We start from the raw sequence: 19,964 nt of genomic DNA on the forward strand, positions 1-19,964 counted from the left end.
AACTTGATGAGATTTCGATGAAGATCAGCTGAGAGCATCGGGTGCTGATCGGTCCTTCACAGGTTCTTCACAGCACCCGGGCCACGCTCGGCCCCATGAAGAACTCACGCAAAGCGCTCTCACTGGTTGCCGTGCTGGCACTGGCTGGTTGCGGGATCGTCAACGGTCCGGCGGCGGACAAGAAACCGGTGCAGAGCGACGAGAAGAGCCCGCTCGCGGAGTACATGGGGGACGGCTTCGCCAGCAGTTCCGGTGGCGGCATGCGGATGGCGGTGCGGGCCGGCGGTCCGCAGGAGTCCGACGAGGAGCAACTGGCCAAGCAACGCAAGATCGAGGACGCGACCGCCGCCTGTATGAAGACGGCCGGCTTCGACTACGTCGCCGTACCGCCGGAGTCGAACCCGAAGTCCAAGTTCAACGACGCCTTCAACCTGCCGCCGGACAAGTTCGCCGAGCAGTACGGCTACGGCATCAGCACCATCGACTGGTCGAAACTGGGCAAGGACGACACCAGCAACCCGAACACGGCCATCCGCAACAAGTTGTCGCCGACCGCGAAGAAGGCCTACGACAAGGCGCTGAACGGCCAGCTCGCCACCAACGGAGGCAACGTCGTCGCGATCCCGGCCGACGGGAAGAACGGCGCCAAGCTGGACACCGGCTGTCGCGGGAAGGCGGCGGAGCAGGTGTACGGCAAGGCCGACGACAAGATGGCCGACTTCAGCAAGTACGAATCGCTCTTCAAGGACATCGACGCCCTGCGGAAGCGGATCGAGGCCGACCAGCGGGTGGTCGATGCCACCGCCGCTTGGTCGGACTGTCTGGCCGATGCCGGGCACGCCGGATTCAAGAAGGTCGACGAGCCGCGGGAGAAGGTCAGCAAGAAGCTGGACGAGCTGACCGGCACCGGCGGCGCGCAGACACCCCGGCCGGGCAAGAACGTCGTGGTCGGGCCGCCCTCGTTCGACAAGGTCGACGCGCAGAAGCTGGCCGACCTGCGGAAGTTCGAGATCGAGCTGGCCAAGGCCGACCAGGGCTGCAAGGCGAAGGTGTACGACGCGTCGTACAAGAAGGCGCAGTTCGAACTGGAGAAGGAGTTCGTCAGCAGCCACAAGGCCGAGCTGGAGGCCTACCGCGACGGAATGGCGAACCGGTGACCGCTTCACCCAAGTCCCGCCGGCGCGTTCTGGTCGGGGTGTCCGCGGTCGCCGCGCTCTCCTTGGGCGTCGGTGTCGCCGCGGGCAGCCGGATCACCTCGCCGGAGGACGCCGCCGCGAAGACCGCACCGCCGAAGGCCTCCCAGATCACCGTGCCGGTGGAGTTGAAAGCGCTGGCCAGCAAGGTGGTCGGCCGCGGCGACACGTCGTTCGACGGCGCGGTGAACATCCGGGTCGAGACGAGTGGGCTGACCACGCCGGCCGTGGTGACCGGGAAGGTGCCGACCGTCGGGTCGACCCTGAAGGAGGGCAAGGCGCTGCTGGAGATCACCGGACGCCCGGTGATCGGGCTGGCCGGCGTACTGCCGATGTACCGGACGCTCTCGCCGGGGAGCAAGGGGCCGGATGTGCTGCAGTTGGAGCAGACGCTCGACCGGCTCGGGTTCGACCCGGGGACGGTGGACAGCAAGTACGACCTCGACACCGCGAACGCTGTCGAGCAGCTCTACGAGGCTGCGGGATACGACGCGCCCGAGCCGGACGAGCGGCTGACCCAGACGGTCGACGCCGCCAAGAAGAACGTCGACCAGGCGAAGAACGCGCTCCGGCAGGCCCGACGCGCGCTCAACCAGGCCAAGGCGATGCCGGGAAAGAAGGACCTCTCCGTCGAGCAGGGTGCGGTGAGCGACGCGCAGGACAACCTCGACGACGCGGAGACGGCGCTCGCGGACGCCAGGTTCAAAGCCGGTACGCCGCTGCCCGTGTCCGAGGTCGTGTTCGTGAAGTCGCTGCCGCGCCGGGTCGACGACGTGAAGGTCGAGCGCGGCGGCACCGTCAACGGCGTGGTGATGTCGGCCAGCGGTGCCTCCCTGGTCGTCACCCTCAAGGTGGACGCGCAGACACACGAGCGGCTCAAGGCCGGGATGACCGCCAGCCTCGACCTCGGCGACGGCACCATCGTGCCCGCCACCGTCCGCCGCATCACCCGCAACGCCGACCAGTACTACGTGGTGGTGGCGCCCAAGTCGCTCACCGCGCACCAGTTGGAGCTGCTCCGCGACGCCAACGTCCGGGTCACCATCCCGGTCAAGAGCACCAACGGCAAGGTGCTCGCCGTACCGGTGGCCGCGCTGTCGGCCGGGCCCGACGGGAGTTCGCGCGTCGAAGTACTGCGGGACGGCAAGGTCGAGCTCATCCCGGTGACGGTCGGGCTGTCGGCTGACGGTTATGCGCAGGTGACGCCGGCCGGCGACGCCAAGCTGGTCCAGGGCGACCAAGTGGTGGTCGGGCGATGACCGCCACCGCGGTCGCCCTGCCGGCACCGGTGGTCGAGATGATCGGCGTACGGCGGTTCTTTCCCGGGCCGCCCGAGGTGCAGGCGATCCGCGAGGTGGATCTGACGATCCGCGAGGGGGAGTACCTGTCGATCGTCGGGCCGTCCGGGTCGGGGAAGTCGACGCTGCTGCATCTGCTCGGGCTGCTCGACAACCCGACCGGTGGTGTCTACCGGCTCGACGGGGTCGACACGATGAGCCTGCGGGAGCGGCGTCGCGCCGTCCTGCGGGGGGAGCGGATCGGGTTCGTGTTCCAGTCGTTCCATCTGCTCGACCACCGCACGGTGCTGGAGAACGTCGCGCTCTCGATGGTGTACGTCGGGGTGCCGCGCAAGCAACGGATGGCTCGCGCGCGGGTCGCGCTGGAGCGGGTCGGACTGGCACACCGGATGGACTTCGGTCCGGGCACGTTGTCCGGCGGTGAACGCCAACGGGTCGCGATCGCCAGAGCACTGGTGGCAGAGCCGAGCCTCCTGCTGGCCGACGAGCCCACCGGCAACCTCGACAGCGCCAACGCGGAAGCAATCCTCGAAGTCTTCGACGAACTCCACCACGAAGGCATGACGCTGGCCGTCATCACCCACGACGCCCACGTCAGCCAACGAGCCCAACGCCAGGTCCGCATAGTCGACGGAACCCTCCAGTGGTAACCCCAAGAACAGGCTCCCCGGATCCCGCCGGCGAGCCGTCCACTTCGCGAGCCAACCGCTTCCGGCTTGGTCTCGCGGGATTGATTCGACGAGCTGCGGGCTCGCGCAATAGGCGCGCTGGGAAGCGGGTCAGGAGTGGGCCCGCGGTGCGGGATTTGTTGGATGAAGCGTTGGCGGGCGTGGCCGCGCGGCCGACTCGGTTGGTCCTGACGACGCTCGGGACCGTGCTCGGAGTTGCCGCGCTGGTTGCGACCGTCGGGCTCGGCCAGACGGCGAACGGTCAGATCACCCAGCGCTTCGACCTCGCCGCCGCCACCCGCGTCGTGGTCTCACCCGACGACAAGGGCGGTCAGGAAGGCGAAGCGGCGACCCAACTGCCCTGGGACGCACCCGACCGGATCCGACGACTGAACGGAGTCGACGCGGCCGGCACGGTGAGCACGCTCGACGTCGGCGACGACCTGGTCCGCAGCGTCGCCGGTCTCGACACCCAGAAGGACGGCCACGCACTCACCGTGCTGGCGGGATCACCCGGCCTGTTCGAGGCCGTCCGGGCGACCCTGCGCACCGGCCGGTACTTCGATGCCGGCCACGACTCCCGCGCCGACCGGGTCGTTGTCCTCGGCAAGAATGCGGCCGACCGCCTCGGCATCAACCGGGTCGATTCCCAGCCGGCCGTGTTCATCGGCGACCAGCCGTACACCGTGATCGGCATCCTCGACTCGGTCAGCGGCCGCGCCGAACTCCTCGACTCGGTGATCATGCCGAACGGGACCGCCAAAGCGGCGTACGACCTCGAGGCCCCGGACTCCGTCGAGATCCGTACCCAGGTGGGCGCGGCGCAGTTGATCGCGAAGCAGGCACCGGTCGCGATCGACCCGAACAACCCGAGCACGCTGAAGGTCGACGCGCCGCCGGCACAGGGCGGCGTACGGAAAGGCGTGCAGAGCGACCTCAACGCACTCTTCCTGCTGCTCGGAGCGGTCGCGCTCCTCGTCGGCGGTCTCGGCATCGCGAACGTGACGCTGCTGTCGGTTCTGGAACGAGTCTCCGAGATCGGCCTGCGACGAGCCCTGGGCGCCGCGCGACGACACGTGGCCGCGCAGTTCCTCGTGGAAAGCGTGCTGGTCGGCTTCCTCGGCGGATTGCTCGGTACGGCGGTCGGCGTACTCCTGACCGTCGGCGTCTCCTGGGGCCGGGACTGGACCCCGATCCTGTCCACCTCGCTGTCGTTCGGTTCGCCGTTCCTGGGCGCGTTCATCGGCCTCGTCGCCGGCACTTACCCCGCCTGGAAAGCCTCGGCAATCCAGCCGATCACGGCGCTACGCGGTGCTTAGCGGCTGCCTTGCCGAGAGCCTGGAGTAGGCCAGTGCGGTAAGCCCGAAGCCAAGTACTACGAAGGTGAGCACTGGGTAGGACTTCCCGTCGTCGGGCAGGATCACGGCACCGAGTGCGGCCGCCGAGACCTGCCCGACGTTGAAGATCATGTCGTAGAGGGAGAAGACCCGGCCGCGGTACACGTCGTCGACACCTGTCTGGACGAGGGTGTCGACGCTGATCTTGATGCCTTGCGCGCAGAAGCCGGTGAAGAACCCCGAAATCAGGATCGCGGGTTGGGTGTACAGCCCGCCGGGGAACGCCGTCACGATCGCGGCCGCCACGAAGAGCACGGTGATCCAGCGGCGAAGGGTCAGGACGCGAGTCGCCCAGGGCGTCACGAGAGCGGCGATGAACAAACCCGCTCCGATCGCACCGGTCGCCAGCGCGAGGGCGCCGAAAGCCTTGTCCAGCTGGTCGGGACCGTAGAACCTGTTCCGGTACAACAGGATCATCGCGACCGTGACGAGACCGAAGAAGAACCTGAGCGACCCGATCGCGGCCAGCCCGAGTGCGGCCTGCCGTCGCTCCTTCAGATGCCGACCGCCGTCGATCAGGCCGGCGACGATGCCGCGGATCGCCTCGACGACGCCGGGCTCGTCACCGGTCAGGTCCGGGCCGAGCTGGCGTCGCCCGAGCCGCAACGCGAGGAGGGCAGCGGCGAGGTAGACAGCGGCCGTAGTACCGAGAACTGCGAGGTCCGAGTCGGAGACGAGTTTCACGCCGGCTCCGACGCCGCCGCCGATCAGGAAGGACGCGGTGCCCGACGTCGGGGTGACCGCGTTCGCCATCACCAGTTCGTCGGAGTCGACGACGTGGGGGAGACCGGCGGACAGGCCGGAGAGCAGGAAGCGGTTGACGCCGAGGGTGAGCAGGACGGCGAGATAGAACGGCACCCCGGCGTTGCCTAGGGCAACAATCGCGCCGACGACGAGGACCAGCCCGGCCCGGGTGAGGTTCGCACCGAACAGAATCTGCCGGCGCGACCAGCGATCGAGCAGCACGCCGGTGAAGGGACCGAGGATCGAGAACGGCAGCAGCGCGACCGCGAACAGTCCGGCGATCGCGGCCGCGTCCGGCGCGCGCTCCGGCGAGAACAGCACGTACGCCGCCAGCGCGACCTGGAACACGCCGTCGCCGAACTGCGACGTCAGCCGGACCGCGAACAGTCGCCGGAAATCCGCACGCCGCAACAGCCTGCCGAGATCCCGGATGAACTGCACGGCTGCACTGTAACCGCCTCCGCATCCTCCACCCGGCCCCGGACTCTGAGGCCCAAGCGGGGCGGTGGAGAGGAGGCCAGGGAGGGCGCGGGAGGGAGTCGCCGGAGAGGCTGGCCCGGAGGGGCCGCTCAGGACACCGGCTTCTTGGCCAGCCGCTCGGCAGCGGTGCGGCCGCGCTTGTTCGCGGCAACGACACCGGACGCCTTGCCGAGGCCGAGCAACGGCATGTTCCCGTAGATGGTCTCGAAGTTCCCGGCCGGTACGACGTACGTCTCGTGCCAGATCCCCACGTTGTTGCCCTTGTAGGCGAGCTTGTAGAACTCGGTCCAGGCCGGCCGATGCGTGCGATCGGGGTCGTTCGCGAAGGCCTGCAGCTTCTCGGTCGACTCCCAGTACTGCAGCATCGTCGTGTTCCGCAGCCCGAAGAAGCTGCGGAATCCGAGCAGCCCGCTGTCCGGGTCCTCGGACAGTTCGCGCAGCATCGGACCCATCGCCTTCGCGACCGGCAGCCACTGCCGCCAGGCCCGCAGCTTGTTCACCCGCATCCCGATCAGGAACACCACGATCTCCCCGTCGTGCGCCGCGGTCTGCCGCCCCTCGATGACATCCATGACTGCCCCCTTAGATAGTTCGACTCTCCAATATTGGAAAGTGATACTCTCCAAAAGTCAAGAGGGAGTGAGCATGTGGATCGCTGAACTGTCCCGGCAGACCGAGGTGCCGGTGGCGACGATCAAGTACTACCTGCGCGAAGGACTCCTGCCCGCGGGCGAATCGGTCGGCGCGACCAGAGCCCGGTACGACGAGTCGCACGTCCGCCGCCTGCGCCTGATCCGGGCGCTGGTCGAGTCGGGCGGCCTCAGCCTCGCCCGGGTTCGCGGTGTCCTCGCCGCCGTCGACGAGGAGTCCCAGCAGATGCACGCCGTACTGGGCGCTGCCCACGGCGCTCTGCTGCCGGAGTCCATCGAAGCGTCACCCGAATCCCTCGAGCGGGTCGGCGAACTACTTGACGACCACGGCTGGCTGGTCGACGACCAGTCACCCGACCGCGCCCTGCTCGCCAACGCCCTCGACGCCCTCGACCGAGTCGGACACCCACTCGACTCGACCCTGCTCGACAGCTACCTGATGGCAGCCGAACAAGTAGGCGACGCCGACGTCGCCCATCTCCCGGCCGGCGACCGCGCCGAAACCGTCGAAGCCACCGTCGTCATCACCGCCCTGGGCGGCCCGGTCCTGCTGGCCCTCCGCCGCCTGGCCCAGCAAAACGCCTCAGCCCGCCGCTACGGCGCAGTACCGACCCACCCCTGCCCGTAGCTCGGACCTGGTCTGCCGCCGCCCGTCGCTCGGCTGCTGCCCCTCTCGCCGTCAGGCTTGGGCGCGGGCGGCCTGGCGGTCGAGGAGGCGGGTGCGTTGCTCGACGAAGCGGGTGGCCTGGGCGTCCAGGGCGGCCATGAACTCGGCCAGTTCGTCGCGAGCCTTCGCGCCGTCGCCGGACAGGTCCTCGCGCTCGAAGACCTTCCAGTTCCGCAGGATCGGGGCGACCACCTCGTCGTGGTGCAGCCGCAGGTCGTAGATGCCGGCCTTCGCGATCGTGACGGAGTTCCGGGCGAACCCCTCCATCGTGGCGCCCGGCATGGAGAAGTCGCGGACCTCGTTGGTGACGGCCCGCATCGTCTCGTTCGGCGCCGCCTCGAACGCGGCCGCGACCAGGTTGCGGTAGAAGATCATGTGCAGGTTCTCGTCGGTCGCGATCCGGAGCAGCAACTGGTCCGCGATCTTGCAGCCGGTCGCCTTGCCGGTGTTGCGGTGCGAGACCCGGGTGGCCAGCTCCTGGAAGCTGACGTACGCGATCGCCTCGAGCATGTTCTTGTCGACCTGGTGCCCGGCGGTCATGTGCGCCATCCGGGCCACTTCCAGCTCGACCGGGTCGACGCCGCGGGTGACCACGAGGTAGTCGCGCAGCGCGATCCCGTGCCGGCCCTCCTCGGCGGTCCAGCGGCCGACCCACGTGCCCCACGCGCCGTCGAGACCGAACTGGGTCGCGATCTCGCGGTGGTACGACGGCAGGTTGTCCTCGGTCAGCAGGTTGGTGATCATCGCGACCTTGGCGACCGGATCCAGCCGGGACTGCTCCGGCGCCCAGTCCTCGCCGCCGAGGAACGCGAAGTCGCGGCCCTCGCTCCACGGCACGTAGTCGTGCGGATTCCAGTTCTTGGTGATCTTCAGGTGCCGCTCGAGATTCTCCTCGACCACAGGCTCGAGCTCGTGCAGCAGATTCGTCACCAACTTGGCATCCATCCCCCCACCTTACGGCACCGTAAGTTACGCAACCGTAAGTTAAGCCCGGGCGTTCACCATCGCCGCGATGGTCAGCCGCATGTTCCGGCCCAGCTGATCCAGCCGACGTTGCTTCGCCGCTTCCGCCCCAGCAGGATCGGCGAGTACGCCGCGCCGCATCCCGCTGTCGCCCGGCCCGTGCGTGAACGACTGGCGGATCAGCGTCCGGTCGGCCCGCGCCGCCAGCTCGTACTCCCAGTGTGCGAACGGCTCGTCCTCGCCACCGAACACGTCCCACCCGAACCGCACCGGTTCCTCCGCCAGCGTCACCCGGCACCGCACCTCGGTCTTGAACCCGTCGGCGAACTCGTTCCGCGCCTCGAACCAAGCCCCTACCGCCGGCCCGTCAGCGCCGTCCACCCAGGCGCCGTACACGCACTCCGGACTCCACAGGCCGTACCCCGCCACATCCGTGATCCAGCCCCACACCTCCTCGATCCGCGCCCCGACCAGCACCTGAATCTCAACCGTTGCCCCAGTAACTCCGAAGTCATCCATGCCGGCAACGTCGCCGCCCCAGCCCCGCCCTCGACATTTCGCTACTTTTCGCGCCCCTGTACTTCGCGGCGGTATGTCTCCAGCAACTCAGCCAGCTCACCGGCGTGGCCGAGCATCGGGAAGTGCCCACCAGGCAGCTCGGCCGGTGCGAACCCGAGCCGGTCGACAGTCAGCGCCCGAAGATAGTCGGCCGGGAACAGCAGGTCGTCGGTCGCGATCACCGCCCGCGTCGGCACCTCAGGCCACCGCTCGAACAAGGCGGGATCGTCCATCGGCCGCCCGGCTTGAGCCCGCAACCGCCGCCTCGCCTCGACAGCGAGCTCGGCCGGAAGGTCCTGGAAGAAGTAGTCCGACTCCGGATCGCCGTCCCACTTGTAGTCCGTATGCCCCCAGTAGTCGCTCACCGCTTCACCCGGCAGCGGGATCATGCCCGCGACAAACACCATCAGCTCCACCGGCAACCGTTCGCACACAGCAGGCGCAGTGAACCCGCCGAGCGAGTGCGCCACCACGACAAGCTCCGTACGCCGGCCGACAGCGGTCACCACCGCCTCGCAGTACGAAGCAAGTCCTGCGGACTCGTCGTCGCAGGGGAGGTCGACAGCGATGACCTCGTGTCCGCGCGCCTCGAGTTCGGCGGTGAGCGGGTGCCAGTGCCAGGGCGTGCAGCCGGCGCCGGGGATCAGCACGTAAGTCACGGCATCACCTTATGGTGGGCCGATGGAACGGAGCGCCTTCCCGCACTTCCTCGCGATCGGTACGCGGTGGAAGGACAACGACGTCTACGGGCACGTGAACAACGTCGAGTACTACAGCTTCTTCGACACCGTGATCAACGACTTCCTGATCCGCGCCGGTGAACTCGATATCCACCGTGGCGACGTGATCGGGCTGTGCGTCGAGTCGCAGTGCACGTTCAAGCAGTCGCTCGCGTTCCCCGACTCCGTCGACGCCGGGCTGCGGGTGTCGAAACTCGGCAACTCCAGCGTCCACTACGAGATCGGCCTGTTCCGGTCGGGCGCCGACGACCCGGCGGCGATCGGCCGGTTCGTGCACGTGTTCGTCGACCGGACCGACCGCCGTCCCGTCCCGATCCCGGACCCGATCCGGACCGCCCTGGAAGGAATCACCGGATGATCGTCCGCGGCGCCGTCCTCCGCGAGATGGGCCTGCCCAGCCCGTACGCCGTATCGCGTCCGCTCCGGATCGAAGAGGTCGAGCTCGCTCCACCCGGCCCGGGTGAGCTGCTGGTCCGGATCCGCGCGGCCGGCCTGTGTCACTCCGATCTCTCCGTCATCGACAGCTCGCGGCCGCGGGTGATGCCGATGCTGCTCGGCCACGAGGCGACCGGCGAGGTGATCCGTTCCGAGGCGGCGGGATTCTCGCCGGGCGACACGGTCGGCTTCGCCTTCGTCCCCGCCTGCGGCACCTGCGGCCCCTGCGCCGAAGGCCGCGCCGCCCTCTGCGAACCAGGCGCCGCCGCCAACACCGCCGGCACCTTGCTCTCCGGCCAACGCCGCCTCACCACCATCACGCCCTCCGGCGAACGCCGGCCCGCCACTGCCCCCTCCGGGGATCGCGGGCCTACCACCGCGCCCGTCGGCTCGTTGGACCTGCACCATCACCTGGGTGTTTCCGGCTTCGCGGACCATGCGGTGGTCTCGGCCAGGTCGGCAGTGAAGATCGATCCGGAGCTACCACCGGAGATCGCAGCCCTCTTCGGCTGCGCAGTGATGACCGGTGTCGGTGCAGTGGTCAACACCGCTCGCCTACAAGCCGGCCAGAGCGCAGTCGTCTTCGGCCTGGGCGGCGTCGGCTTGTCCGCGCTACTAGGCGCCGCCCTCGTCGGAGCTCATCCGCTGGTAGCGGTCGACGTAGTACCCGAGAAACTTCAGCTGGCTCTGGCCCTCGGCGCCACCCACGCGATCGATGCCCGGAGCAACGATGTCGTCGAGGAGGTGCGAGCGGCATCAGCCGGCGGCGCGCACTACGCTTTCGAGACCGTCGGCAACGCCGCAGTACTGGCTCAGGCGTACGCCGCAACCCGTCGCGGCGGCACCACCGTGACGGTCGGCCTGCCACATCCTTCGCAAACCTTGAGCATTCCGGCCGTCAGCCTGGTCGCCGAGGAACGAACCCTCAAAGGCTCCTATCTCGGCTCGGCCGTCCCCAGCCGGGACATCCCTCGCTACATCGCCCTGTACCGCGCCGGCCGCCTCCCGGTCGACCGGCTGCTCTCGGCCACGGTCGGTCTCGACGATCTCAACGAAGCCTTCGACACCCTCGCAGCCGGTACCGCGATCAGGCAGGTGCTGGTCCTCTGACCGGCCGTGGTGACGGTCAGCCGTACGCCGACCGCCACCACCGCTCACGCAGTACTAGTTGTTGTCGATGAAGGTCCGGGCGAGTTCCTGACCGCGGGAGACGGCCAGGTTGTGGTCCTCGATCGGGTTGATGGTCGAGTTCTTGAAGACGATGTAGGTGACGCCGGAGTCCGTGCCGCCGTTGCTCGGGTCGGGGTTGATGCCGAGCTGGTTCGCCGCGGCGTACGACGCCTCGCCGATGATGTCCTCGGGTCCGGTGTCACCGACGACCGCATAGGTGACCTGGTTGTTGTAGATCACCGCGACCACACCGCCGCCGTCGATCTGGAAGTTGCGGTAGTCCCAGGTGCTGCTGGGGCTCGGCACCACGACGTACGGGAGTTGGGCCGCGTTCAGCGGCTGGTCGCTCGAGGTGTGGAAGGCCGTGTCGGGCAGGAAGCAGCAGTCGGTGTTCTCGTTGCACTGCGACGTACGGATGCCGTCGCAGTCGATGTCCATGTCGGCTTTCCAGAAGACCGCGCCGTTCTTGCCGCAGACCGGGATGGTCCGGCCGAGTTCCTCATCGGTCTTGTAGGTGCCGTTGGAGATCTGGCTGCAGGTGCTCACCTTGGCGAGCAGTTCGGCCGCGGTGGGGGCGCCACCACTCCCGCCGCCGGAGTCCGTGACGGTCAGCGAGTCGAGGTTCGGGCCGCCGTTGGCGGTCGTCGCGGTGGCCTTGATCGTGTGCGAACCGGCCGACAGGTTCGTGTTCACCGTGGTCGTCTTCCAGGTGGTCCACACGCTGGTGCCGGCGAACTGCGGTGTCGCGACCGTGCTGCCGTCGACGGCGATCGTCATCGGGCGGCTCACGGTCGTGCCGTTGGAGTACCGGAAGGCCAGTGCGGCGCTGCCGGCGGTTCCGACGTTCACCGTGAACGTGACCGACGAGCCGGTCACGTTGTCGTAGTTGACGAACCCGGTGCCGGTGTAGCCGGCGTGGTTCGACTCGACCACTCCCTGGCTGCGGGCGGCGTTCTCTGCCTGGTACGTCGTGGTCGCGGCGGACGCCGGGGACGTGATGGCCGGCACCAGCAACAGGCTGCCGACGACTGCGAGGACGAGTGCGAGGGGGCGGAACTTACGCATCGTTCACCTCTCCATATAGTTAGGAAACTTTCCTAACTGTCAGACCCCGGCTGTGCTCCGTCAAGAGTTCGCGACGATCTGTGGTTCCGGAACTGGAAAGGGTTTGCCGAGCAAGCAAACGTTAAATTGAGATGAAACCGTATACACGACGGCAACGGTCGGGCAGGCTACGGAAAGTGCGCGGGAGCGCACGACAAGTGAGGCTAGCCCGCCGTGCCGCCCCCGCCACGGCGCGCTAGGAGTCCCTGAGGAGGACCCCTGATGCAGAGCAGGTTCCGCCGAACCGGTGCGCTCGTAGGCGCCGGTGCCGTGGTTTTCGGTGCGCTGGCGATCGTCGCCGGAAACCAGGCAGACGCACAGCTCGGGCCGGCACCGGTCCCGCTGGACCAGATGCTCGGCCAGCAGCTCGCCGGCCGGCCGCTCCAGGGCAAGGCCGCGCTGGCCAAGCTGCAGCCACGACTCGCCGAGCTGGCCGAACGCAACGGTCTGGCCGAGGTGCAGCTGCAGCGGATCCTGGCCGGAGACCGGACCAGCTGGCTCGACAAGGACGGCAAGTTGTTCTTCAAGGAGCCGGTCGCCACCGCCAAGGAGAAGACCGCCGCCTCCAAGTCGAAGGTCTCGAAGCGGACGCTCGCGGCAGCCGCGGCCGGGCCGGCGTTCGAGCTGCACAGCAAGGCCGGTTCGAACCGGGTGATCTACCTGGACTTCGACGGTCACACGGTCACCAACACCGCCTGGAACACCAATGGCAAACCGGCCACCGTGAACATCACGCCGTACGACACCGACGGCAATCCGAACAACTGGAGCACCACCGAGCAGAACGTCGTCCGCGAGGTCTGGGCCCGGGTGGCCGAGGACTACGCGCCGTTCGACGTCGACGTGACCACACAAGCGCCGGCCGAGTCCGCGATCGACCGCTCGGGCTCGTCCGATCAGCAGTACGGGACGCGCGTCGTCATCGACCCGACCAGTTGGTACCAGTCCGGGTGCGGCTGTGGCGGTGTCGCGTACGTCGGCGTCTACGACTCGACGAGCCAGCACGCGTACTACCAGCCGGCCCTGGTCTTCACGAAGGGTGTCGGCACCGGCGCGAAGAACATCGCGGAGGCCGCCTCGCACGAAGCCGGCCACAACGTCGGACTCAGTCACGACGGTACTGCGTCGGTCGGCTACTACGCGGGTCACAACGCGTGGGCCCCGATCATGGGGGTCGGCTACTCCAAGGCGATCAGCCAGTGGAGCAAAGGCGAGTACGCCGGCGCCAACAACAAGGAAGACGACTTCGCGGTGATCGGCCAGAACGGCCTGGCGCTGCGGGCCGACGATCACGGAAACGGCACCACCGATGCTACCGCCCTGAGCCTCGGCGCCACCGTCAACGGGATCTACGCCAGCGACGCCGATGTCGACACCTTCCGGATCGACCTGTCGGCCGGCACGTTCACCTTCGCCGCGAACTCGGCGGCCGTCGGCGGCGACCTGGACATCAAGCTCCAGTTGCTGAACTCGGCCGGCACGGTGGTCGCCACCGCCGACCCGGCGTCCGGCCAGTCCAACGCCGGTACGCCGACCGGCCTGAGCGCGAGCGTCCGCCAGCAGGTGGCCGCGGGTCGCTACTACCTGCGCGTCGACAACACCGGGTACGGAGACCCGCTGAACACCGGCTACTCCACCTACGGCAGCCGGGGTGCCTACTCGGTCCGCGTCACCGCCGGCTAGCCGGTACGACGTCTTGCGCGGGTTGCTGCTTTTCCCTGGGGGAAGCAGCAACCCGCAGTTGACCCACGGGGGAGTGGAAGCGCTGGGGGGAATCCTTGAGGAGGATTCCGGATGAGTTCGAAATACCGCCGTACCGGTGCGCTCGTTGGCGCCGGCGCCCTTGTCTTCGCCGCCTTGGCAGTTGCTACTGGCAACCAGGCTGACGCGCAACAGACGCCGCTCGATCAATTGCTCGGTCGGCCCACGCCGGGCCAGGCGGCGCTTACCAAGGTTCAGGGCCGATTGGCAGACGTTGCCCGGCGCAACGGCTTGAGCGAACAGAAGTTGCGCGACACGCTGGCCGCCGACAAGACCAGTTGGCTGGACGCGCAGGGACGCTTGTTCTTTCGTGAACCAGGCTTGACCAACGCCCAGAAGGCACCGGAGGCTTCGCCCCGCTGGGCGTCCGAGTCGGTCGATGCCGCGACTGGGCCGGCCTTCGAGTTGCACAGCAAGCCGGGTTCGAACCGCGTGCTGTACCTGGACTTCGACGGCCACACGATCACCGGGACCGCGTGGAACTCGTCCCAGAGTGTCGATCCGGTGAACGTCACGGCGTACGACACGGACGGGGACCCGGCGAGCTTCAGCACCGCCGAGCAGGACGTCGTACACGAGGTGTGGGCGCGGGTCGCGGAGGACTACGCCCCCTTCGATGTCGACGTGACGACGCAGGACCCCGGGCAGGACGCGATCAACCGGACCGACGCTGCCGATCAGCGGTTCGGGACGCGGGTGGTGATCGATCCGACCGGTTGGTACCAGTCCGGGTGTGGCTGTGGTGGGGTCGCGTACATCGGTGTCTACGACACGACCGGCAACCACGACTACTACCAACCGGCGCTCGTCTTCACCAAGGGCGTCGGCACCGGCGCCAAGAACCTCGCCGAAGCAGCCTCCCACGAGGCCGGCCACAACGTCGGGCTCAACCACGACGGCACCGCGTCGGTCGGCTACTACGAGGGCCACGGCTCCTGGGCGCCGATCATGGGGGTCGGCTACTACCGTGGTATCAGCCAGTGGAGCAAGGGCGAGTACTCCGGCGCGAACAACACCGAGGACGACTACGCCGTCATCGGCACCCATGGTCTGGCGCTCCGCACGGACGAGGTCGGCGACAGCACTGGGGCTGCTGCCGCTCTCGCCGTCGGAGCGACCGCAACCGGTGTGATCGCCGCCGAGTCCGACGTCGACGTCTACAAGGTCGACATCGGTGCCGCCGGCAACTACACGGCCACTGCCAGTGCCGCAGCACTCGGTGGCGACCTGGACATCAAGCTCGACCTGCTCGACAGCTCTGGTGCTGTCATCACCTCCGCCGACCCCGCCTCAGGCCAGAGCGACGCCGGCACACCGACCGGCTTGGGCGCGACCCTCAGCAGCAATCTCCAACCCGGCACCTACTACCTCCGGGTCGACAACACCGGCTACGGCAACCCGTTGAGCGACGGCTACTCCACCTACGGAAGCCGCGGCGCGTACTCCCTCGCCGTCAACCTCACCTGAGCCCCTGCGGTTGGTCATCCTCTGGCGGGGTGACCAACCGCGGGTCTACTCCCCGCGCTGAAGTCCGAGCGTGGCGAGCAGATCCTCATGCAGCTCGAACCAGACCGTGTGACAGGAATCGACTCCCGTCCCGTCGACCCACGCCACCTCACCAGCGACCGCCCGCCCCAACGCTCTGCTGAACCTGCTGTCATAGCCCTGCAACCGATCCAGTACGCCGGAGAGCCGCGCCACCACCGACTCGAGCTCCCGATCGAGCGCTTGCAACTCACCGATCACCGCCTTGTCCCAGGCCGGATCACTGTGATCGTTGAAGGTCAGCGCATCTCCCGGCGTCGGTCTGAGCTGCCAGTCCGTACAGGCCTGCTGCAACCGCCCGTTCAACGGCAGAAACACCTCGTACGCCGCGCGCACAGCCGCCCGGCCATCCACAACATCTTGCAGCTCGGCCGCCAGTTGGCGCTCGTTCTCCGCTCTCCCCGCAGCCGTCATCGACCACCCACCGGTCCCGGCGAACTCCGACCAACTGACCCACCCGAACGCCTGGAAGTCCAGCAACAACTCACCCGCTCGGTCCCGCCCAACCCTGAACCGCTCGGCCACGGCCGCCTCATCAGCCACTCCCTTGAGCCGAACGGCATGCAACACCAACAACTCCACCGCCGACCGCTTGCTCATCGCGCCACCCCGCCAACGCCGGACTGCTCTCCGGCGGGGCGGTCTCCGCGCGAGAGCAGCCGATCGAGGCGCTGCTGACAAGCCTGCGGCGAATTCAACCCCAGCGCGCCCGCCATCTGCGCCCAGGTGAGCCCCTGCCCCCTCGCGGCGAACAGCAGCCCGGTCTCCAACTGATCGATCTCAGCCCGCGCCGCCCGCAACAGCCGCAAGGCCGCCAGAGCCCGCTCCACCTTTTCGCCGTCCTCTACATCTTCCGCGGAGGCCGACTGCCAGAGAAAGAACTGGACCAGATCCACCGCCGACGGCGGCACCGGCTCCGGCCGCCACGGCCTCCGCTCCAGCCGATCAGCTCCCGCCGCGAGCAACAACTCTCTGGCGTCCCGCTCCCGCTGAGCCGCTAGCTGATCCTCGGCCGCCCCACCATCCCGCTGCACTCCACTCATTCGCGAACCATCTCGTTTCAACAGATCGTTGTCAACATTCTGTTGAAAACATGCGATGCTTGCCGCGGCACTACCCATTGACTGCCTGCCGAGGAGTTGCCCGCATGCTCATCCACCTCTCGGCCGCGACTCCTCGAAATGCAGGCGCCAAGGCCGCAACGCTTGCCCGACTCGCCAACGCCGGCTTCCCGGTGCCACCCGCCTTCGTCGTGCCGACCGACATCTACAGCTCGTTCGTCGCCCACCTGGACATTCCCAGCGCCTTAGCCCAAGGCGGTTCCACCGAACTCCGCCGCCTGATCGAGTCCCAGCTCCTGCCACCCCGACTCCTCACCGAACTCACCCATGCACTTCACGCCTTGGGCGACCTCCCCGTAGCCGTCCGCTCATCGGCCACCACCGAAGACACCCTTCACGCCTCGGCCGCCGGCCAACACGACACCCACCTCGCAGTCCACGGACCCCACGCCGTAGCCACGAAACTCCTCGCCACCTGGTCCTCCCTCTGGACACCCCGAGCCACCAGCTACCGCCGCACCGCGCTCCCACCCGCAGTTTCCCCAGCCGACGCCTCGGCTTCGGATGGCGGGATCAACGCGTTGGATGTGGCTCTTTTGCCGGGGGCGGGCGCGGTTGATCCGGCGTTGGCTGTGTTGATTCAGCGGCATGTGGACGCGGACGTTGCCGGAGTGCTCTTCACTGGCAGCGCGAGCCACCCGTCTGGTCACGGGGCTGGAGACGTAACGGTGATCGAGGCGTCGTGGGGCTTGGGGGAAAGCGTGGTTCAGGGACTGGTGACACCGGATGAATTCGTGGTGGGGGCGGACGGCGTACTCGAGGTGCGACTGGGTGACAAGCGGACCCGGATCGATCGCGGCTCGGACGGAACGGTGAGCCGCGACGTACCGGGTGAAGCTCGTCACCGGGCGTGCCTCACCGACGATCAGGTGGAACGGTTGAGGAAGCTCGGCCAGGAGGTCGCCGAATGCCTGGGTGCCCCGCAGGACATCGAGTTCGCCATCGAGGACGACCACCTCTGGCTCCTCCAGGCCCGACCGATCACTGCGGACCTGGTACTGCGTTCGTCCGAAGCCGATGCGGGCGAGCGCGAGCTGGTACTGCGGGGAACTGCGGGGAGTGCGGGTGTCGTGAGAGGGCCCGCCCGGGTGGTGAAGGGGCCTGGGGATTTCGAGAAGGTTGCTGTGGGCGACATTTTGGTGTGCCCGTTCACGGATCCGGCGTGGACCGTGTTGTTCGGCGTGGTGGCCGGCGTTGTGACTGAGGCAGGCGGGCGGCTGTCTCATGCCGCGATCGTTGCTCGGGAACGCCGGATTCCTGCAGTGCTTGGGATTTCTTCCCTGCACAGTAGTGTGCAAGACGGGCAACTGCTCACGATCGATGGGAGCATCGGCACCGTGCGGGTCCATCCCTCGCCCCACCCCCGAGTCAGCTGACCTCGCAGTCGGCCGACACGGCAAGGCAATCAACCAAAGCTGGTCGGGGACTACTGCAAGGCGGCGATCCAGGAGTCGTGGTGGGTCTTGAGGTAGTCCGCGGTGGGACCCCAGTGATCACCGTGGCCCTCCGCGTACAGGCGCGCCCAGGGCTGCTGGCCGGTCTCCGATCCACGGCGGAGCAGGTCGTACATTCCCCGTGTGTGGGCTTCGATCAGAGCCGGAAACGCCCGGCGCTCCTCGTCGTCGAGACCGTAACCGTCCACCAGCAGGCGCAATCTGCGGGCGTCCGTCGCCACGTCGCCGTCCTGGTGGAACGGCACGAAGCCGTGAGCCACGTACCCGAGATCCCACAGCCGAGAACCAGGCCCTGCGCCGTCCCAGTCGATGAAGACCCAGCGGTCGCCGTCGATCACCAGATTCCAGGGCGCGAGGTCGTTGTGACAGATGAGCTGACCGTCGGAGGGGTCAGGGATGGCCACATCCCAGGCGACGTCGGCCGGCGGACGAAAGTCTGACATCGCGTCGTGCAGATCGTGGACCAGCCGCCCGAGCCGGCTCAGCTCCTTTGGACTGAAGGGCGGAAGCGTGTCGGCGAGTACGCCAGGAACGTACTCCACGACATGCCGTCCCTCATCGTCTCTGCCCAGTGTCCGAGGTGCACCCTCGAAGCCCACCGAAGCCAGATGTTCCAGCACCGCCTCGACTCCCGGCGTCGCGGCCGTCGCCGGCTTCCGCACCGTCGACCCCACCCGCACGACCGCACCGCTGACATTCCCGCCGGTCAGAACCTCTTCAACCTCTTTCACCCGCCAATGATCCCTTTCCTCAGGGGCATCCAAGCCCTCGACAGTCGGCGCTGCTGCGAAGACGCGCTTGCAAGTTGCACGAACCCGCGCTGCCGCGGCGTCGGCCGTGGAGCGATGTCGTTGGCAGACGGCCAGTCCGGCCAGGTGTGGCGTTGATGGACCCGCTTGGGATGAAGCCGGTCCAGCTCGGACTCCACGAAGGGCTGCGCCGGGTCGGCTGCGGTGGGGGGCGTTGGTTTAAAGCGGTTGTGGAGGTTGGGTGGCGAGCGGGAGGGTGCTGGTATGTGGGATGAGGGTGTTGTGGAGGAGTGGCGGGCACGCGGGTTTGTGGTGTTGCCGGGGTTCTTGTCGGGGGAGGAGTTGGCGCCGGCGATTGGGGAGTTGGGGCGGATGTTCCCGACGGCCGAGGGGTTCCACGACGGGACGGACGAGCGGCGTGGGCGGTATGTCGAGGACGAGTTCGACGGGATCGATGTGTTCCCGTTCGGGAGCACGGAGTTCAGCTTGCTGGCCGTGCATCCGAGGATCGTGGAGCTTGCGGAGAAGTTGCTCGGTCGGACGGAGCTGCGGTTGTCGTCGGCTGAGGCATGGGCGAAGTACACCGGGGCGACGTCGTACGAGCAGGAGCTGCATCGCGACTACCTGAATCAGACCATCTTGGTGCCGTCCACCGAGGATCGGTACCAGCAGCTCGAGCTGTTCGTCTTTCTCGGCGATGTGCCCGAGGAACTCGGGCCGCCGCACCTGGTGGCGTACGAGCACACGGCCGAGCTGCCGATGAAGCCGAACTTCTATCCACGAAGCGGCGGTAGCGGCGACTTCGTTTCGACCGAGGACAACGCCCGGCTGTACGACGCCGAGGAGTCCGGCTCGGCGCCTGCGGGCACGGTGATCGCTTTCAACACCCGCACGTTCCATCGCGGTACAGGGCTGCGGAAGCCGCGAGGTGCGCGGTACTCGATGCAGCTCATCTATCGGCCGGCCGAGGCGGACTGGGGTCAGCGGGTCGGCTGGGCCGCTCGGAGCCACGAACCGGCTTGGTACGAGTTCGTTCATCGCGCAACACCCCGTCAACTCGAACTCTTCGGATTCCCACCGCCCGGCCATCCCTTCTGGAACGACGAAACGCTGACAGGCATCAGCCAGCGCTACCCGGAGCTCGACACCACTCCCTGGCAAACCGCGGCCGAGTAGGCGCAGTAGGCCTACCGCTTGGGTGGCACACGCGGGAGCTGTCCACCGGCGAACTTGCGACAACTCACCGCGACGGCCGCCGGCGGGATCG

The 19,964-nt window shown here is 67.9% G+C and carries 20 protein-coding genes; 11 read left to right on the top strand and 9 right to left on the bottom strand.

Annotated elements, in window-relative coordinates:
- Nucleotides 1–95 precede the first annotated feature (95 nt).
- The 4 genes from EV138_RS17155 to EV138_RS17170 all read left to right on the top strand — a co-directional run bounded on the left by EV138_RS17155 (nucleotide 96) and on the right by EV138_RS17170 (nucleotide 4,478).
- Nucleotides 96–1,157, top strand: coding sequence for a hypothetical protein (locus EV138_RS17155; RefSeq protein ID WP_133979911.1), 1,062 nt, complete (start codon nucleotides 96–98; stop codon nucleotides 1,155–1,157).
- The gene (locus EV138_RS17160; RefSeq protein ID WP_133979912.1) at nucleotides 1,154–2,452 is read left to right on the top strand and encodes a peptidoglycan-binding protein; all 1,299 of its coding nucleotides are present in this window, start codon (nucleotides 1,154–1,156) and stop codon (nucleotides 2,450–2,452) included. Before EV138_RS17155 ends, EV138_RS17160 begins: the two co-directional genes overlap by 4 nt.
- Complete coding sequence (locus tag EV138_RS17165) at nucleotides 2,449–3,141, top strand: ABC transporter ATP-binding protein (protein ID WP_133979913.1); 693 nt, start codon at nucleotides 2,449–2,451, stop codon at nucleotides 3,139–3,141. Before EV138_RS17160 ends, EV138_RS17165 begins: the two co-directional genes overlap by 4 nt.
- A gap of 146 nt (nucleotides 3,142–3,287) precedes the next feature.
- Nucleotides 3,288–4,478, top strand: coding sequence for an ABC transporter permease (locus EV138_RS17170; RefSeq protein ID WP_238158188.1), 1,191 nt, complete (start codon nucleotides 3,288–3,290; stop codon nucleotides 4,476–4,478).
- Here EV138_RS17170 and EV138_RS17175 read toward each other — a convergent pair.
- Complete coding sequence (locus EV138_RS17175) at nucleotides 4,464–5,741, bottom strand: MFS transporter (RefSeq protein ID WP_202866743.1); 1,278 nt, start codon at nucleotides 5,739–5,741, stop codon at nucleotides 4,464–4,466. The genes EV138_RS17170 and EV138_RS17175 overlap by 15 nt on opposite strands.
- 128 nt (nucleotides 5,742–5,869) lie before the next feature.
- The gene (locus EV138_RS17180) at nucleotides 5,870–6,352 is read right to left on the bottom strand and encodes a DUF4188 domain-containing protein (RefSeq protein WP_133979914.1); all 483 of its coding nucleotides are present in this window, start codon (nucleotides 6,350–6,352) and stop codon (nucleotides 5,870–5,872) included.
- Between the two features lie 73 nt (nucleotides 6,353–6,425).
- On the opposite strand from EV138_RS17180, the gene EV138_RS17185 reads away from it, so the two are divergent.
- Nucleotides 6,426–7,058, top strand: coding sequence for a MerR family transcriptional regulator (locus EV138_RS17185; protein WP_133979915.1), 633 nt, complete (start codon nucleotides 6,426–6,428; stop codon nucleotides 7,056–7,058).
- A gap of 51 nt (nucleotides 7,059–7,109) precedes the next feature.
- Here EV138_RS17185 and EV138_RS17190 read toward each other — a convergent pair whose 3' ends face one another.
- Genes EV138_RS17190 through EV138_RS17200 form a run of 3 tightly spaced genes read right to left on the bottom strand, consistent with a single transcriptional unit; the run spans nucleotide 7,110 to nucleotide 9,277 of the window.
- Nucleotides 7,110–8,042, bottom strand: a complete 933-nt coding sequence (locus EV138_RS17190) for an acyl-ACP desaturase (RefSeq protein WP_133979916.1) — start codon at nucleotides 8,040–8,042, stop codon at nucleotides 7,110–7,112.
- Nucleotides 8,043–8,081: 39 nt separating this feature from the next.
- Complete coding sequence (locus EV138_RS17195) at nucleotides 8,082–8,579, bottom strand: SRPBCC family protein (protein ID WP_133979917.1); 498 nt, start codon at nucleotides 8,577–8,579, stop codon at nucleotides 8,082–8,084.
- 41 nt (nucleotides 8,580–8,620) lie between these two features.
- The gene (locus EV138_RS17200; protein ID WP_133979918.1) at nucleotides 8,621–9,277 is read right to left on the bottom strand and encodes an alpha/beta fold hydrolase; all 657 of its coding nucleotides are present in this window, start codon (nucleotides 9,275–9,277) and stop codon (nucleotides 8,621–8,623) included.
- A 22-nt stretch (nucleotides 9,278–9,299) separates the two neighbouring features.
- Here EV138_RS17200 and EV138_RS17205 point away from each other — a divergent pair, with 22 nt between their 5' ends.
- Nucleotides 9,300–9,716 (top strand): acyl-CoA thioesterase, encoded by a 417-nt coding sequence (locus tag EV138_RS17205; protein ID WP_133979919.1) that lies wholly within the window; start codon nucleotides 9,300–9,302, stop codon nucleotides 9,714–9,716.
- Nucleotides 9,713–10,903 (top strand): zinc-dependent alcohol dehydrogenase family protein, encoded by a 1,191-nt coding sequence (locus EV138_RS17210; RefSeq protein WP_133979920.1) that lies wholly within the window; start codon nucleotides 9,713–9,715, stop codon nucleotides 10,901–10,903. The genes EV138_RS17205 and EV138_RS17210 overlap by 4 nt, the downstream gene beginning before the upstream one ends.
- Before the next feature lie 54 nt (nucleotides 10,904–10,957).
- Here EV138_RS17210 and EV138_RS38075 read toward each other — a convergent pair whose 3' ends face one another.
- A complete protein-coding gene (locus tag EV138_RS38075; protein ID WP_133979921.1) occupies nucleotides 10,958–12,028 on the bottom strand; it encodes a glycoside hydrolase family 75 protein in 1,071 nt (356 codons plus the stop codon).
- Nucleotides 12,029–12,289: 261 nt separating this feature from the next.
- Here EV138_RS38075 and EV138_RS17220 point away from each other — a divergent pair, with 261 nt between their 5' ends.
- Both EV138_RS17220 and EV138_RS17225 read left to right on the top strand, forming a co-directional pair.
- Nucleotides 12,290–13,750: a pre-peptidase C-terminal domain-containing protein gene (locus EV138_RS17220; protein ID WP_133979922.1), complete on the top strand. Its 1,461-nt coding sequence runs from the start codon at nucleotides 12,290–12,292 to the stop codon at nucleotides 13,748–13,750.
- 111 nt (nucleotides 13,751–13,861) lie between these two features.
- Nucleotides 13,862–15,295, top strand: a complete 1,434-nt coding sequence (locus tag EV138_RS17225; RefSeq protein WP_133979923.1) for a pre-peptidase C-terminal domain-containing protein — start codon at nucleotides 13,862–13,864, stop codon at nucleotides 15,293–15,295.
- Between the two features lie 45 nt (nucleotides 15,296–15,340).
- On the opposite strand, the gene EV138_RS17230 is transcribed toward EV138_RS17225, so the two are convergent.
- Together EV138_RS17230 and EV138_RS17235 are read right to left on the bottom strand one after the other, a co-directional pair.
- Entirely contained in the window at nucleotides 15,341–15,973 is a 633-nt protein-coding gene (locus tag EV138_RS17230; protein ID WP_133979924.1) for a transcriptional regulator, read from the bottom strand.
- A complete protein-coding gene (locus tag EV138_RS17235) occupies nucleotides 15,970–16,416 on the bottom strand; it encodes a hypothetical protein (protein ID WP_133979925.1) in 447 nt (148 codons plus the stop codon). The genes EV138_RS17230 and EV138_RS17235 overlap by 4 nt, the downstream gene beginning before the upstream one ends.
- Nucleotides 16,417–16,520: 104 nt before the next feature.
- Here EV138_RS17235 and EV138_RS17240 point away from each other — a divergent pair, with 104 nt between their 5' ends.
- Nucleotides 16,521–17,870: a PEP/pyruvate-binding domain-containing protein gene (locus EV138_RS17240; RefSeq protein ID WP_133979926.1), complete on the top strand. Its 1,350-nt coding sequence runs from the start codon at nucleotides 16,521–16,523 to the stop codon at nucleotides 17,868–17,870.
- 50 nt (nucleotides 17,871–17,920) lie between these two features.
- Here the strand turns inward: EV138_RS17240 and EV138_RS17245 are convergent, their stop codons facing one another.
- Nucleotides 17,921–18,679 (bottom strand): phosphotransferase enzyme family protein, encoded by a 759-nt coding sequence (locus EV138_RS17245; RefSeq protein ID WP_202866744.1) that lies wholly within the window; start codon nucleotides 18,677–18,679, stop codon nucleotides 17,921–17,923.
- Between the two features lie 282 nt (nucleotides 18,680–18,961).
- On the opposite strand from EV138_RS17245, the gene EV138_RS17250 reads away from it, so the two are divergent.
- Nucleotides 18,962–19,873 carry a phytanoyl-CoA dioxygenase family protein gene (locus EV138_RS17250; protein WP_133979927.1) on the top strand — a complete coding sequence of 304 codons (912 nt, stop codon included), beginning with the start codon at nucleotides 18,962–18,964 and terminating at the stop codon, nucleotides 19,871–19,873.
- Nucleotides 19,874–19,964: the final 91 nt, after the last annotated feature.

It is taken from the genome of Kribbella voronezhensis (assembly GCF_004365175.1).
Classification (GTDB): domain Bacteria; phylum Actinomycetota; class Actinomycetes; order Propionibacteriales; family Kribbellaceae; genus Kribbella; species Kribbella voronezhensis.

Coding starts and splice junctions, on each gene's coding strand:
- EV138_RS17155 (WP_133979911.1), top strand. CDS start 96: ATGAAGAACTCACGCAAAGCGCTCTCACTGGTTGCCGTGCTGGCACTG.
- EV138_RS17165 (WP_133979913.1), top strand. CDS start 2,449: ATGACCGCCACCGCGGTCGCCCTGCCGGCACCGGTGGTCGAGATGATC.
- EV138_RS17180 (WP_133979914.1), bottom strand. CDS start 6,352: ATGGATGTCATCGAGGGGCGGCAGACCGCGGCGCACGACGGGGAGATC.
- EV138_RS17185 (WP_133979915.1), top strand. CDS start 6,426: ATGTGGATCGCTGAACTGTCCCGGCAGACCGAGGTGCCGGTGGCGACG.
- EV138_RS17190 (WP_133979916.1), bottom strand. CDS start 8,042: ATGGATGCCAAGTTGGTGACGAATCTGCTGCACGAGCTCGAGCCTGTG.
- EV138_RS17195 (WP_133979917.1), bottom strand. CDS start 8,579: ATGGATGACTTCGGAGTTACTGGGGCAACGGTTGAGATTCAGGTGCTG.
- EV138_RS17205 (WP_133979919.1), top strand. CDS start 9,300: ATGGAACGGAGCGCCTTCCCGCACTTCCTCGCGATCGGTACGCGGTGG.
- EV138_RS17210 (WP_133979920.1), top strand. CDS start 9,713: ATGATCGTCCGCGGCGCCGTCCTCCGCGAGATGGGCCTGCCCAGCCCG.
- EV138_RS38075 (WP_133979921.1), bottom strand. CDS start 12,028: ATGCGTAAGTTCCGCCCCCTCGCACTCGTCCTCGCAGTCGTCGGCAGC.
- EV138_RS17220 (WP_133979922.1), top strand. CDS start 12,290: ATGCAGAGCAGGTTCCGCCGAACCGGTGCGCTCGTAGGCGCCGGTGCC.
- EV138_RS17225 (WP_133979923.1), top strand. CDS start 13,862: ATGAGTTCGAAATACCGCCGTACCGGTGCGCTCGTTGGCGCCGGCGCC.
- EV138_RS17230 (WP_133979924.1), bottom strand. CDS start 15,973: ATGAGCAAGCGGTCGGCGGTGGAGTTGTTGGTGTTGCATGCCGTTCGG.
- EV138_RS17235 (WP_133979925.1), bottom strand. CDS start 16,416: ATGAGTGGAGTGCAGCGGGATGGTGGGGCGGCCGAGGATCAGCTAGCG.
- EV138_RS17240 (WP_133979926.1), top strand. CDS start 16,521: ATGCTCATCCACCTCTCGGCCGCGACTCCTCGAAATGCAGGCGCCAAG.
- EV138_RS17250 (WP_133979927.1), top strand. CDS start 18,962: ATGTGGGATGAGGGTGTTGTGGAGGAGTGGCGGGCACGCGGGTTTGTG.